Source organism: Escherichia sp. E10V10 (assembly GCF_004211985.1).
Classification (GTDB): domain Bacteria; phylum Pseudomonadota; class Gammaproteobacteria; order Enterobacterales; family Enterobacteriaceae; genus Escherichia.
In genome coordinates this window covers 1-14,094 of record NZ_RHJO01000006.1, presented here as the reverse complement: position 1 = coordinate 14,094, position 14,094 = coordinate 1, and the positions used below count along the sequence as shown (strand labels likewise).

Annotated in this window: 17 protein-coding genes; 6 read left to right on the top strand and 11 right to left on the bottom strand. The window is 48.3% G+C overall.

Translation table 11 applies throughout. The annotated features are described in order from the left end of the window. Positions 1-45: 45 nt before the first annotated feature. On the top strand, positions 46-1,812 hold the full coding sequence (locus D9736_RS12315) for a terminase ATPase subunit family protein (protein WP_063107131.1): 1,767 nt from the start codon (positions 46-48) through the stop codon (positions 1,810-1,812). Then, complete coding sequence (locus D9736_RS12310; RefSeq protein ID WP_130258416.1) at positions 1,812-2,852, top strand: phage portal protein; 1,041 nt, start codon at positions 1,812-1,814, stop codon at positions 2,850-2,852. The genes D9736_RS12315 and D9736_RS12310 overlap by 1 nt, the downstream gene beginning before the upstream one ends. A 518-nt stretch (positions 2,853-3,370) precedes the next feature. Here the strand turns inward: D9736_RS12310 and D9736_RS12305 are convergent. From D9736_RS12305 to D9736_RS12255, 11 genes are all read right to left on the bottom strand, one after another. Beyond that, positions 3,371-4,030: a hypothetical protein gene (locus D9736_RS12305; RefSeq protein WP_130258415.1), complete on the bottom strand. Its 660-nt coding sequence runs from the start codon at positions 4,028-4,030 to the stop codon at positions 3,371-3,373. A 201-nt stretch (positions 4,031-4,231) separates the two neighbouring features. Then, positions 4,232-4,465, bottom strand: coding sequence for a DinI family protein (locus D9736_RS12300; protein WP_130238209.1), 234 nt, complete (start codon positions 4,463-4,465; stop codon positions 4,232-4,234). Positions 4,466-4,475: 10 nt separating this feature from the next. Next, positions 4,476-4,664: a hypothetical protein gene (locus tag D9736_RS12295; RefSeq protein WP_103253965.1), complete on the bottom strand. Its 189-nt coding sequence runs from the start codon at positions 4,662-4,664 to the stop codon at positions 4,476-4,478. A 158-nt stretch (positions 4,665-4,822) separates the two neighbouring features. Beyond that, positions 4,823-7,237: a replication endonuclease gene (locus D9736_RS12290; protein WP_130258414.1), complete on the bottom strand. Its 2,415-nt coding sequence runs from the start codon at positions 7,235-7,237 to the stop codon at positions 4,823-4,825. Next, on the bottom strand, positions 7,234-8,091 hold the full coding sequence (locus D9736_RS12285; RefSeq protein WP_000104145.1) for a DNA adenine methylase: 858 nt from the start codon (positions 8,089-8,091) through the stop codon (positions 7,234-7,236). Before D9736_RS12285 ends, D9736_RS12290 begins: the two co-directional genes overlap by 4 nt. Further along, positions 8,088-8,315, bottom strand: coding sequence for a TraR/DksA family transcriptional regulator (locus D9736_RS12280; RefSeq protein ID WP_000752619.1), 228 nt, complete (start codon positions 8,313-8,315; stop codon positions 8,088-8,090). The genes D9736_RS12285 and D9736_RS12280 overlap by 4 nt, the downstream gene beginning before the upstream one ends. After that, the gene (locus tag D9736_RS12275) at positions 8,315-8,548 is read right to left on the bottom strand and encodes a DUF2732 family protein (RefSeq protein WP_001244233.1); all 234 of its coding nucleotides are present in this window, start codon (positions 8,546-8,548) and stop codon (positions 8,315-8,317) included. The genes D9736_RS12280 and D9736_RS12275 overlap by 1 nt, the downstream gene beginning before the upstream one ends. Before the next feature lie 67 nt (positions 8,549-8,615). Further along, a complete protein-coding gene (locus D9736_RS12270) occupies positions 8,616-8,957 on the bottom strand; it encodes a DUF5347 domain-containing protein (protein WP_000996720.1) in 342 nt (113 codons plus the stop codon). A gap of 117 nt (positions 8,958-9,074) precedes the next feature. After that, positions 9,075-9,371, bottom strand: a complete 297-nt coding sequence (locus D9736_RS23835) for a phage filamentation protein Fil family protein (protein WP_130258413.1) — start codon at positions 9,369-9,371, stop codon at positions 9,075-9,077. 7 nt (positions 9,372-9,378) lie between these two features. Beyond that, positions 9,379-9,888, bottom strand: coding sequence for a phage regulatory CII family protein (locus D9736_RS12260; RefSeq protein WP_000460856.1), 510 nt, complete (start codon positions 9,886-9,888; stop codon positions 9,379-9,381). A gap of 32 nt (positions 9,889-9,920) precedes the next feature. Beyond that, complete coding sequence (locus D9736_RS12255) at positions 9,921-10,163, bottom strand: Rha family transcriptional regulator (RefSeq protein ID WP_000102105.1); 243 nt, start codon at positions 10,161-10,163, stop codon at positions 9,921-9,923. A 119-nt stretch (positions 10,164-10,282) separates the two neighbouring features. On the opposite strand from D9736_RS12255, the gene D9736_RS12250 reads away from it, so the two are divergent. The 4 genes from D9736_RS12250 to D9736_RS12235 form a co-directional block, all read left to right on the top strand. Next, complete coding sequence (locus D9736_RS12250; protein ID WP_000582125.1) at positions 10,283-10,915, top strand: phage repressor protein CI; 633 nt, start codon at positions 10,283-10,285, stop codon at positions 10,913-10,915. A gap of 1 nt (position 10,916) precedes the next feature. Next, the gene (locus D9736_RS12245; RefSeq protein ID WP_000155495.1) at positions 10,917-11,933 is read left to right on the top strand and encodes a site-specific integrase; all 1,017 of its coding nucleotides are present in this window, start codon (positions 10,917-10,919) and stop codon (positions 11,931-11,933) included. A 5-nt stretch (positions 11,934-11,938) separates the two neighbouring features. Continuing rightward, positions 11,939-13,000, top strand: coding sequence for a hypothetical protein (locus tag D9736_RS12240; RefSeq protein ID WP_130258412.1), 1,062 nt, complete (start codon positions 11,939-11,941; stop codon positions 12,998-13,000). A gap of 334 nt (positions 13,001-13,334) precedes the next feature. Then, on the top strand, positions 13,335-14,094 hold a 760-nt coding region (locus D9736_RS12235; RefSeq protein ID WP_130258411.1), incomplete at its 3' end, for an integrase domain-containing protein.

Here is a 14,094-nt window from a genome sequence, read left to right as displayed (position 1 = left end):
ACCGCAGGCGGGGAAAGCCTTCATTCAAGGCTGTAGGTTTGTGCCATGAACACCACACTGACACCCGCAGATCTCGATCCCCGTCGGCAGGCCATGCTGCTGTACTTTCAGGGATACCGCGTCGCCCGCATTGCTGAAATGCTGGGCGAGAAAGTTGCAACCGTTCACAGCTGGAAAAAACGCGACAAGTGGGGTGACTATGGGCCGCTGGATCAGATGCAGCTCACCACCGCCGCACGCTACTGCCAGCTCATTATGAAGGAGCACAAAGAAGGGAAAGATTTCAAAGAGATTGACCTGCTGGCGCGCCAGTCGGAGCGCCACGCGCGGATCGGCAAGTTTAACAATGGCGGCAACGAAGCCGACTTAAACCCTAACATCGCCAACCGCAACAAAGGCCCACGCCGTCAGCCGGAAAAGAATGTTTTCACCGATGAACAGATTGAGAAGCTGGAAGAAATCTTCCATTCCTCCATGTTCAACTACCAGCGCCACTGGTGGGAAGCCGGAAAAACCAACCGCATCCGCAACCTGCTGAAGTCACGCCAGATCGGCGCGACCTTTTACTTTGCCCGTGAAGCCCTGATTGACGCCCTGCTGACCGGACGTAACCAGATTTTCCTTTCCGCCAGTAAGGCACAGGCCCACGTCTTTAAACAGTACATCATCGACTTTGCCAAAGAAGTGGAGGTGGAGCTGAAAGGCGATCCGATGGTGCTTCCTAACGGGGCCACGCTTTACTTCCTCGGCACCAATGCCCGCACAGCCCAGAGTTATCACGGTAACCTGTATCTGGATGAATATTTCTGGATCCCGAAATTCCAGGAGCTGCGTAAAGTGGCTTCCGGTATGGCTATTCACAAGAAATGGCGACAGACCTATTTTTCCACGCCATCCAGCCTGACCCATAGTGCTTATCCGTTCTGGTCCGGTGCGCTGTTCAACCGTGGGCGCAACAAAGCCGACAAGGTGGACATCGACCTGTCCCACAGCAATCTGGCCCCCGGCCTGCTGTGCGCAGACGGGCAGTACCGCCAGATAGTCACCGTGGAAGATGCGGTGCGCGGCGGCTGTAACCTGTTCGACCTCGACCAGCTACGCATGGAGTACAGCCCGGACGAATACCAGAACCTGCTGATGTGCGAGTTTGTGGACGATCTCGCGTCCGTGTTCCCGCTCAGCGAGCTGCAGGCATGCATGGTGGACAGCTGGGAAGTCTGGACCGACTTTCATGCACTGGCCCTGCGCCCATTTGGCTGGCGCGAAGTGTGGATCGGTTATGACCCGGCAAAAGGTACGCAAAACGGCGACAGCGCCGGATGCGTGGTGGTGGCACCGCCAGCCGTGCCGGGTGGTAAGTTCCGCATTCTTGAGCGTCACCAGTGGCGCGGGATGGACTTTCGCGCCCAGGCGGACGCCATCAAAAAACTGACCGAACAGTACAACGTGACCTATATCGGCATCGACTCGACAGGTGTCGGTCACGGGGTTTACGAGAACGTGAAAGCGTTCTTTCCTGCCGTCCGGGAGTTTGTCTACAACCCCAACGTTAAAAACGCCCTGGTACTCAAGGCCTACGACATTATCAGCCACCGTCGTCTGGAGTTTGACGCCGGACACACCGACATTGCGCAGTCATTTATGGCAATCCGTCGCGCCACCACCGCCAGCGGCAACCGCCCGACCTATGAAGCCAGCCGCAGCGAAGAAGCCAGCCATGCCGATCTGGCCTGGGCAACAATGCACGCACTGTTTAACGAACCGCTGCAGGGCGAGTCCGCCAATACCAGCAATATTGTGGAGATTTTTTGATGAAAGAACATATCGCGCCAGGCGAAACCGTAACTGCAGAAGAAACTAAAAAATCCGTTGCGGAGGCTTTCAGCTTTGGTGATCCCATTCCTGTACTGGACCGCCGCGAACTGCTGGACTATGTGGAATGCGTACAGATGGATCGCTGGTATGAGCCGCCCGTCAGCTTTGACGGACTGGCGCGCACCTTCCGCGCCGCCGTGCACCACAGCTCCCCGATCAGTGTTAAGCGTGACATTATCAGCAGTACCTATATTCCACATCGCCTTCTCAGCCAGCAGGCATTTACCCGTTTTGTGCAGGACTATCTGGTTTTTGGTAACGCCTACCTGGAGAAACGCACGAACCGTTTCGGTGAAGTTATTTCACTGGAGCCTGCACTGGCAAAATACACCCGGCGCGGGCTTGACCTTGAAACATACTGGTTTGTGCAATATGGCATGACCACACAACCGTATCAGTTCACGAAAGGCAGCATTTTTCATCTGATGGAACCTGACATTAATCAGGAGATCTACGGCCTGCCCGGCTATCTTTCTGCTATTCCATCCGCCCTGCTCAACGAGTCTGCCACGCTGTTCCGCCGCAAGTATTACATTAACGGCAGTCATGCAGGCTTCATCATGTACATGACCGACGCCGCGCAGAACCAGGAGGATGTGAATAACATCCGCAAGGCAATGAAAAGTGCTAAAGGACCGGGCAACTTCCGCAACCTGTTTATGTACTCGCCTAACGGCAAAAAAGATGGCATTCAGATTATCCCGTTGTCGGAAGTCGCGGCGAAGGATGAATTTCTGAACATCAAGAACGTCAGCCGCGATGACATGATGGCGGCTCACCGCGTACCGCCGCAAATGATGGGCATCATTCCCAACAACACTGGCGGCTTTGGTGATGTGGAAAAAGCGAGCCGTGTCTTCGTCCGCAATGAACTGATGCCACTGCAAAAGCGACTGCAGGAGCTGAATGGCTGGCTGGATAAAGAGGTGATCCGTTTTGAAGCTTATGATTTAGGACTTAAGGGCAAACGAGGCTGACATACTCATAACATCAATAACCGACCAACTCTCACAACGCCTCAGCAGCATTCTGCGGGGCGTTTCTTTTTGCCCTGACATCTCCCCCCTCCACTAAATGAGGCCGCCAGCGGGCCAGAGGCTGTGCCGGATTTTGGCCATTTTACCCCGTTGCGCGCGCTCGTATCCCCGCCACGCCTGCCCGCTTTATGCAGTGGTTTTCATGCACATGCATGACATAAGCAAAAGCCCGCCATTCCTGGCGGGCCTGAGCTAAAAAGATCCTCAAACGATCATGCGGATTCATGCGGCATAGACATGCACCTGTGCGCCTTTAATCAAACAGGGAATAATTATTTGTTCAGCGGGCGTAGCAATATAGCGACGGCTATTGGTTTGGAAGGGCTTATGATGACTGTTTTTGGTTAGAGTTTGAACGCCCAACATCGCCGGGCGGTGGTATTACTACATCATGGCAATGAGAAGGGGTGAACCCTTTGCCAGTTTGTCCGACGATGATGTCCATCCAGAGTAAGCGTTTATTCTGTTGAGATTGTAGATATTTCGGCTTGTTTTTTCTCTATGTACATCCGGCATTCCGCAAGGCATTTACCTACGGCACCACCGAAGTTTGGCCCTGACGAAATCAGCAATGCATCGACATTCTTGATTGATTCAAAGAAGGAAGGTGAGGTTTCAGGATTAAGGTATGTCATCAATAACAACCTTGCTGAAAGGGTACGATGCGATGATGTAATGTAGCTTTCATGTGCTACATTTCTCTTATCAATAAAATCGTTATTACCCTTAAGAATGTAATCCATTGCAAGGTTATAATCGTCTTTGTACCTATTAGATTCAAGCGCTAAGGATAGATACTGGGCACATGATTCCCGCACGTTCCGACATTCTTCTTTTTTTATCTCAATTTCCGTAGCAATTTGAGTTTGCACTTTCAGTGCTTTGGTTTGCTGCGCAATATTTTTGTCGAATTCAGCTGCTTGCCGTTTTGAGGTGATTTCAAATTGGCGGTGTGAACGATTCATGGCCCGCCATGCAACAAAAGCAGTTGCCGCAGCTGGCAGAACCGCTTTTGCGAGGTCAAACCATGGAGTCAGTGGCTCCTTTTGACTCGCAATTTGTACCGTTACCACGTCTTTAGCGGGCTTCAGTACTTCAAGTAACTGAATGATGTCCATTGCCTTTTTCCTGAGAAAAAGAAACCATCATAGCAAAAAGCCTGCCGCTTGCTAGGGGCTTCCCACGCCTAACCCTTCACGAAATTGAATCCTCTCCGGCCTTTTCGTTATCTGTCCGCATTGAGGGCGGCTAACGCCTTGTACAGCTCATTGTTCAACCTTGCTGACGCCAGAAGCAAGTTCAGACGCCAGCAACGTTTCTTAATGCAGCCAGCTGTCGTCTTCCCATACCTGCTGCATAATTTTCATCACTTGTTTTTTTTCTTCGTCCAGTTTCAGTCCGGTCAGTTCCACACCGTTAGAGCTACCTTTGCGGATGCGAATTACCGTTTTGGGATACAGGGGGCGCAGATTGCGGTAAAGCTCGGATTCAAGGGCGTCCAGGGTAGACTGGCTAATTTTTTGCTCTTTATCGATCATTATTTCAATGCGCATAAATTACCCCTCAGTTAACAACATCCATTGAGCGGTTATATTCGTGGGTTCTGATTTTTGCCATGAGTTCATCCGTCAGTTCTGAAATCCAAAGCAGCGCAAGCTCTTTTTCCTGATCACTACATTCACTGGCCACTACAAGCTTAAGAAAAAAATCAATTCGCTGGAGTTTCAACGACTCTAAAAAATAATCCTGCATCTTCCCTCCTATCTCACTGTGGGTAGATAATACTGTATACTTAACCACTGGTTTTACATACAGTACATAATAATATCGTTAAAGTAAAAAGTTTTTTTAAAATCAATAGGATTTATCCTGTGCTTATTATTTAGAGCATTAATTGTTAATCAGCGTAATTAATACAGGTTCCGCCACTTATCATCTTCCTGCAAACGCTGGTTCCGATAGAAGATACGCAGGCCTGCTCCTGACGGAATACTGCCACCGCGAAGGAGCAAATCGACCTCTTTCTCGCTGCCATCAAATCCTCTGGAATTCAGCTCATAGACGAGCTGTTGTCGCTGATGGTCTGTAATTCGCTGTTTGTAGTCTTTACGCCGTTTCGGTTTAACCAGGCGTAACCTTGCTACCAGTTCCCGGCGCTCTTTTTTGCTCATACTGTGCAGGTATTCGTGCAACTCTTTGTCATCCATGCGGGTGATATCCGTTCTGGTATCCCCATCAGCTGATTTGTCTTTCTCCGGTTGGTTCAAATTTTCAGCAAGGGGACAGTTATTGCCACGAGTCCAAGGGGCGCAAGCGCCCTGGTCGGCTGCCGCCTCCTGAACGTCAACGGCTTTACGAACCATTTTCCACTTCACTGCATGAGTGCAGATCTTGCCCTCTGCAATGGGTGACCAGATGCCATAAATACGAATGCCGTGATCGCCATAGGCGGTCGGCTCTTCGTTGATTTCATAAGCGGTTCTGATGAGGTGATATTTACGGGGTACCAGTACGCCGCCCTGCTTCATGATGTAGGTGGCAAAACAACCAGCATCAGCAGCAGCCAGAATGGCATCAAGACGCGGGTTATCCAGTACCGGCGCACCTGCTTTTTTGTCACCCTGTTGCCTTGCCGCCTGACCAGCCAGCAAGCGAAGTTCACGGTAAGCCTGACGCCCCGGAATACCAAAGAAGCGGAATTGCTGAACACGATGCAGAGACGCCCAGGCATTCACGTATTCAGCGTTATCACGCAGAGATTTACCCGTTTCCTTGCTGATCTCGCCAGCCAGACCACGACCGTCAATGTTCTTACTGATATATTTCGCGATGTAGCTTGTCGGCGTTCCTTTGCGCGGGTTAATCAACTCAGACTTAAAGCGCGGCCCAGTGTTATTGCCCAGCTCCTCGCGGTCTTCACGGATGGCAAACTTACGCAGTAATGCAGTGATGGCACGGCGGTCTTTTTTGCGCATGAAACACAACAGGTGCCAGTGAACTGTGCCATCATGATGCGGCTCAGCCACCCGCACGCCATACCAGCGCAACCCGGCTTTGTGCATCGCCTTACGAAATGCAGCAAACATGCCGACCAGATAATCGCTGCTTTGTCTTACCGTCGCGTTTGTCCAGGTCGGGTTTGGTCTGCCGTTATTTAGCGTGGAATGGAAACGCGACGGACAGGTGATAGTGTAGAAAACGGCGCAGTCACCGCGCATTTCCGCGATAAGCTCCAGACCTTTAACACAGGCCATCATCTCATTGCGGCGATGCGCAGGGTTGCTGCTGCTGGCGTTTACCACATCCTCCATGTCCAGCGTGTCGCCGTCTTCGTTCACCAGTTCATGAGAACGGAAAAACTCCAGCGACTTACGGCGCTGCTCACGTTTATGCATCACGGCTTCATAGCTGACATAAGGAGATGCTTTTTTGCTGACCAGGCAAACAGCGCGCAACTGCTCTTCCCGCCATTCGCAACGCATCTTCCATAATTTCCGATACCACCAGTCGGCGCACAACATACGCGCCAGCGAACCCGGAATGAGTTCATAGGGCACGGGTTTACGGCGGTTTCTTTTCCGACGGAGTTGCTCAAACGCAGGTGGGATGACATCCAGACGCAGGGTTTCCGCTGCCACCTTTTCCCATGTCTTGCGGATTTCTTCTGGCTTAACGTCATCGGTGGCATACAAATCACCACAAGCTGCATCAAGGCACATACTCATATGCGCAGCTACCAGGGTGGACAGGCGTTTCACCTGATCCTGACTCATTTCAGGCAGGATCAGCAGGCCGTCCAGCCCTTCATGGCTTGCCATAAAGCGAAAAGATGCAGATAGCTGACTGTCGCGTACATGCTCCAGTCGTTCCAGACATGGCTTAATCGTCTCACGTAAATAGCGGGAATAAGCCTTTGGCCTGCCCAGGCTGCTGAAGTATTTAATACGTTGCATCAGCGGCTTGCTGATATGGGAAGGCTGAGCGTTGACATCCGCCAGAATGACCATGTCCGGATTAAAACGCTGCTGCTCATGCGCCAGCTTTGCCCGGCTAATTAGCTTATCCTGCTCCATTTCGCGCTGGACAGGATCACGGGATTCATTAAAGAAATAACGCTCCCAGACCTGATCACTCAGTGCCTCGCGGCGCAGTTGTTCCTGCTCGTTATCGGCAGCGTACAGAGTGATCAGGTTTGAAAGCGCAGAAACCGGCGCAACTTCCGCCGGGTCCAGATAAGGGTTAATGGCCTTTTTCGGGCTGTTCCATGAGAATGCTGCGGCAGCCTCGTTAAAGCCGCAGCAGTTGTTCATATCGGCATGACTCATGCACGTACTCCGTACACGGCAGAACTGTCCACGCCACGCGAATAATCAAATCCCACCCAGCAGCGCGGCCCGGAAACAGCAATGATTTCTGTTGCTGATTTACCCTCGCCAGCTGCCACACCGATGCTGCGTTTTGCCTTGATGTAGTGGTGAGTAAAATTGCGATACAGCGAACGGATCAGGGATGTGTCACTGTTAGAAACAATGACCGGATGTCCTTCTGATGACCGATGTTCAAGAACAGATGCCAGGTGATACTGGTCATCTTCAGTGAAGCCGTCAGTGTGATAGCCGGAAAACGTACCGTCATACGGCGGATCGCAATACACCACATCCCCCGCCTTCAACATCGCCAGCGTTTCATCAAAGCTGGCGCAGATAAACGTTGCTCGCTGGGCCTTTTCTGCAAATGCGCGAATTTCTTTTTCAGGGAAATACGGATTTTTATAATTACCGTAGGGAATGTTGAAATGCCCGCTCTTGTTATAGCGACATAAACCACGGTAACCGTGACGATTGAGATACAGGAAATATACCGCTTTCATGAAATCAGTAATTTCAGTGGAGTAATTAAACTCCTGCCTTATGTTGTAATAAGCCACCTCCCTGTTTGCTTCCTCAAATAAAGCTCTGGCACGAGATATAAACGCCTCACAATCAGCAGCAACCTTTTTATAGAGGTTGATTAAATCAGGATTAATATCCGCAACAAGATAGCTGGGGTAATCCGTCTCCATCATCACTGCACAGGAACCCGCGAAAGGTTCAACCAGTCGCGGGCCAGCAGGAAGATGCTTTTTCAGTTCGGACATTATGGCGGTTTTATTTCCCGCCCATTTCAGGATGGTGCTCATACAGCACCTCCGTTGTAATGTTTGCCTTTCAGCTCTGCGATTTCCTGACAGGTAATGCAAAGCTGCACACCCGGAATGGCACGGCGGCGTGCTGGCGGAATTGGCGCTTCACACTCAACGCAAAGCACGCGGGACACGCCCGGCGTTTTGGCACGGGCAGCACGGATATGGCGCTGGCGTTCTTCTTCAACGCGCTGCTGTACGAGATCCATTGCATCAGCCATTAGTGGATCTCCTGCGCTTCGTTCTGGATTGCTTCAGCGGTCACACGCAGCAGTTCTGCCGCTTCGACGTGGTTTAGCTGGCGGGATGTGATATGACACGCAAGACTATCAAGGCGGGCAGCCATTGCTTCAGCCCTTGCCCGGCGTTCTTCCAGACGAGCCTCTGTCAGTAAAAGATTAAGCCCTGCATCATCCGGTCCGGTTTTAGTGGCGCGGGTTTCAATATTACGCATTGTCAATTCTCCTGAATTTAGATAAAGGGATGCCCGGCGGGTTTACGCCATGAATTTCATTAGTTGGTTAATTCGGCATGGTTAGCCGTCTGGGAAATAAGCTCACCACTGCACGAAAATGATTCATTGCTTTAATCAACTCCCGCTTTTCGTCAGTGGTCAGCTCATTAATGCTGATGCTATGACGTTCAGCTGGAATTTTTGCCATAAAGAATATGGCAGCCAGTGCCCGTTTATTTTGTTCGCTATTAATATCCCGTGGATCACGCATATCTTTAATAAACCGCTCAAGCTCTGACTCAATATTCATGCCAAAAACTTTCGCCCTTAACTCCGCAATGTGATTAAGTCCATTCAGGCGTTCACCGGGGCTTAATGGAACAGTTGCTGCAGCGCCATTAATTGCCATACTTCATATCCCCCAAACGCAGCTATCGTTCTTTGTTCTTACGGTAACGCTCAAGAGGAGATACATTTTTTCGTATCGTCTCTTTAACCTGCTCTCCCCGTAAAAACGTCCCATCCTTTAACGTGAAAAAGTAACTGCCATCGCCCGACAATGACGGATAGCAACAGAGCAAATCATCTTCAGGTACTGAATAACTCTCCCCTCTGTAACGAAACTGATAAACCACTTCACTTTCTGCCGCATACATTTGGACTTTCTCCGTTTCCTCGTGGTCAATTCAGACAGCAATTCATCTTGTGAATGACATGGATGCCAGCGTTTTCCATCCTCACCCGTGATCCAGCCGTGACCGTAGTACATTGCCGGACTTTGTTTTACCAGCAGCGACGCAAATGATGGTTCTTTCGTCAGCATAAGCACCTCACAGCAAACCGAATGAAGCACCGAGGCCAGTCACAGTATCAACTGCACTCGCCATCGCAGGGTTAGCCTGTAAACGGGCCTGCAATGAAACAGCCGCCAGCGCCATCAGTCGTGTTACAGAATTAATGCTGCTGATGGCATCACGACGACCGGCACTGGTTTTTACATCGCCAGATACCGCACCTGCAGCAACACGCCCGATCTCTGCGGTTGCACTCATGACGTAATGCGGCAGTTTCTCTTTTGCTACCTCATTAATCGGTACACATGGCAGGCAGTGAATCTGTGCCAGAAAACCATCTATCAGCGTTGAATCTTCAGTCAGATCGGTAAGCAGCCAGATTTCTGGCGCATTGAGCTGATGCGGTTGATCTGGGTTGAGTTTGTTTCGCAGAGTCTGGACATTCATTCCTGCACGTTCTGCCAGCTTCGCCATATTGTGACGAAGTGCAAAAGCTCTACAGGCTTCATCAAAATGCGGGTGTTTGGAAATCTTATAATCAAACATGCTACCCCCTTAGAAAGTTCTCATAATTGAACTTACTTACCAACAATGACGCGGAAGTTGGAATGACCGAGGGATTCACGGACCTGATCGGTTTTGTACATTAAATAACGCAGGCTTACGCGGCCTTTGTTTTTTTCTTTCTTGACCATGTATTTAGCAAGCTGACCATGGTGAATTTTTTGATACACGGAGCCGCGGGAGATACCTTCCCATTCCGCGAACTCTGCAGGCGTAGCCATCTCTTTTGGTACACGAATTGAAATATCAGTGCTCATAGTGCAGTATCTCCCGATTAAGGTTTGGTTTACGTCGTTTTATCTCGTTTTACTTGATTCAATATTTGATACATCGAGATACTACGATCCAATATTTGATACGTCAACAGGATTAAAAAATGATACATGTAAAGGTTGGAGAGAATACAGGGGGAAGAGAGGCTATCCATAGACTAATGGCAGCCTATGATTTCAAGTCCAGACAGCAACTTTGCGATCACTTAGGCGCATCAAAAAGCACCATGGCAAACAGATACTTAAGAGATAGTTTTCCTGCAGAGTGGGTGATTCAGTGCGCCTTGGAAACAGGAGTTTCTTTACTGTGGCTAACCACCGGACAGGGGGAGCCAGGTTCAAACATTGAACCCCAAAAAAATATCAATTCCGTGAACTCCAGCAAGGTTATACCTCTTTCTGAACTAGTATCTCCTGAAATTGACAAGGCGACTCTCAACGGTGGTTTATTGATCGATGCTGGAAAAGCAATCATTGATAGCAGCATACTCCCCTCAGACTCAAGCAACCTACTGCTGGTGACTACTTCTGGTGATTCTTATTTAATAGATCGCAACCAAACACCACCAGTAAATGGTATGTGGTTAGTCGATATCGACGGGATAAAAAGCATTGTTAAATTGACTCGACTCCCGGGAAACAAATTAGTAGTACATCAGGATGATTCATCGTTTGAGTGTGGCCTAGATGACATTGAGGTAGTAGGCCGCGCACTGAAAATCATTAAGAGCCTTTGATATGACCATCAGAAAACAGCCGAACGGAAAATGGTTGTGTGAGTGCTATCCCAATGGACGCAATGGTAAGCGCGTGCGTAAGCAATTTGCTACGAAAGGCGAAGCCATTGCTTTTGAAAGCTTCACAATGGAAGAAGTGAATAAAAAACCGTGGTTGGGTGAAAAGGATGATCGGCGACGCCTATCAGAATTAATTGAGCTTTGGTATTCCCTGTATGGTCAGACACTCGCAGACCCCAAGCGCCTCATGGCGAAACTTAGAATTATCTGTAATGGTCTAGGCGACCCCATCGCCTCAGAACTGACAGCCGGTGACTTTACGAAATACCGCGAAGCACGGTTAAAAGGTGACGTTCGTAACGAAGACGGCACACTAATGTCGCCAGTAAAACCACGCACGGTGAATCTTGAGCAACGTAACCTATCATCGGTTTTCGGCACATTGAAAAAACTAGGCCACTGGTCAGCACCAAATCCTCTCGCCGGGCTGCCAACATTTAAAATCGCTGAGGGGGAACTGGCGTTCCTGACCTCGGAAGAAATTAAACGTCTGCTAGATGCCTGCGCTGATTCTCAAAACCCCAGTCTGCTTTTGATTGCAAAAATATGCCTGGCCACCGGCGCACGCTGGAGTGAAGCCGAAAACCTGCAGGGCCATCAGTTATCTAAATACCGCATCACTTATACCAAGACGAAGGGTAAGAAAAACCGCACCGTGCCGATATCTCAAGATCTGTATGACGAACTCCCCAAGAACAGAGGGAAGCTATTCACCCCGTGCAGAAAAGCCTTTGAACGAGCAGTAAAGCGAGCTGGCATCGAGCTGCCAGAGGGCCAATGCACTCACGTGCTACGTCATACATTCGCCAGCCATTTTATGATGAATGGCGGAAACATACTGGTGCTGCGCGATATTCTGGGCCATGCCGATATAAAAATGACGATGATCTATTCTCATTTTTCACCAGAACACTTAGAAGATGCAGTAACTAAGAATCCTTTAAATTATATTGAGTGAAAATCATGTTAAGTGATACTTGTTATACAGTGATTTATATTGCAGCAATCGTTTTATTAGTATTTATTACAATAGTAAAAAAATGGTACATGCTTGATAAAAGAAATTTATTTCGTCAGAAATTATTTTGGATTTCAGTTTTAACACCTTTATTTTCCTTTATCTATTTTGGTTTTTTCACATGGTGGGGAAAAGAACCAGTACTCTCCGCACATGGCTATTCAAGATTTTACGAAATAAGCAAATTCCCTCTACTATTGCTAGCTAGTGCAGTTCCTTTGGCTTCGATCGTCAACAATATACATCGCACTATACAAACCGAAGCTCAGATCAACACCGCTGAAACGAAAAATGCAGTCGATAGATATTTAGCACATGAGAAAAACTTTATTGAGAAAACAAAGGAAATATTCGCCTACAATCTTCAAAGCGCGAGAGGCTCAGATGGAAACCTCATTAAATTCAATGGCGAACCAAATATCACTTTGTTTACAGCAGATGAAATTAAAATTTCCAACCCATATCTTTTATATACAAAAATATACAACAAATCAACTATAGAGACCACATCTAACTTCACCGCAAGCCCTGATTTTTTAGTGCAATTAAAGGAGTACTTAAACACAATTAATAATACTCTGTCGGTTCAACACTCTATAGATGAATATAATCCATTAAGTTACATGATTCGACTTAACACTTTGTCATATAATACAGCCTCGTTATTAGACCTGATATGTACATCCCCCATATCTCATGTATACTGTTTGATAAAATATGATGGGTATCAATTAAAAACATTTACACTTGAAGAACAAGTATTCGCCGATATTTTAGAAATATCATATCTTCTATCAAGAAAACTAATTCGTTTGATATATAATGAAGATATACCACATTACGACAACATTTATAATTACTTATATGTTGGTAAGTTGAGGTTTAAATTCAGAAAACACGCCTATTCTTTACAAGCATTTTCTTCGCAGGAATGGGCTGATTACGTTTCTGAAGCACTAACTCTAGTTCCTAACGAAGTTGGCGGCACTTTGGCGGCAGCGCATTAAAAATTAGTAAAATGGACAAACACTACATAACAATAACGCACTGTTTTTAAATGCAAACTACTGTTTTTGCTATAGTAAAAATGGTATGTAGGAATTTCGGACGCGGGTTCAACTCCCGCCAGCTTCACCAAAATTCTCCATCGGTGATTACCAGAGTCATCCGATGAAGTCCTAAGAGCCCGCACGGCGTAAGCCCTGCGGGCTTTTTTGTACCTCGAATTTGTCCCGCAAAGTCTGATGCCAACTAATTAAATCCGAACCTTTTAGGCACCTTGTTAGGCACCTCGTAAAGCTTTATTGTTTTCGAGGTGCCTAAAACTATGGAAACCCGGCAATGGCAAGACAAACCAAACCTCTCTCCGTTAAGGAAATCGAATCTGCTAAACCCAAAGAAGCGGACTACGCTCTCTATGATGGCGATGGCCTTGAGCTACTCATCAAATCCAGCGGGAGTAAAATCTGGCAGTTTCGCTACATTCGTCCTGTCACCAAGAAACGAGCAAAGAAGAGCATAGGCCCCTACCCGTCAGTTACCCTTGCCGATGCCAGAAACTATCGGGCAGAGTCACGCTCTCTCCTGGCGAAACAAATCGATCCACAGGAACATCAGCAAGAACAACTTCGCAGTTCGCTTGAAGCTAAAACCAATACTTTCCAGCTCGTGGCTGAACGATGGTGGAATGTGAAGAAAGCCAGCGTGACAGAGGACTATGCCGATGATATCTGGCGCTCTCTTGAAAGAGATGTCTTCCCTGCAATTGGCGACGTTAGCGTTACAGATATTAAAGCTCACACACTGGTTCAGGCCGTCCAACCAGTTCAGGCCAGAGGAGCACTGGAAACCGTTCGTCGCCTGTGCCAACGCATTAATGAGGTCATGATCTACGCCCAAAACACAGGGCTTATTGATGCTGTTCCCAGCGTTAATATCGGTAAAGCCTTCGAGAAGCCTCAGAAAAAGAACATGCCCAGCATTCGACCGGATCAGCTACCTCAACTGATGCAGACAATGCGAACAGCCAGCATTAGCCTTTCCACACGCTGCCTGTTCATGTGGCAACTTCTTACTATTACTGTAGTGGTCAACAAAAACT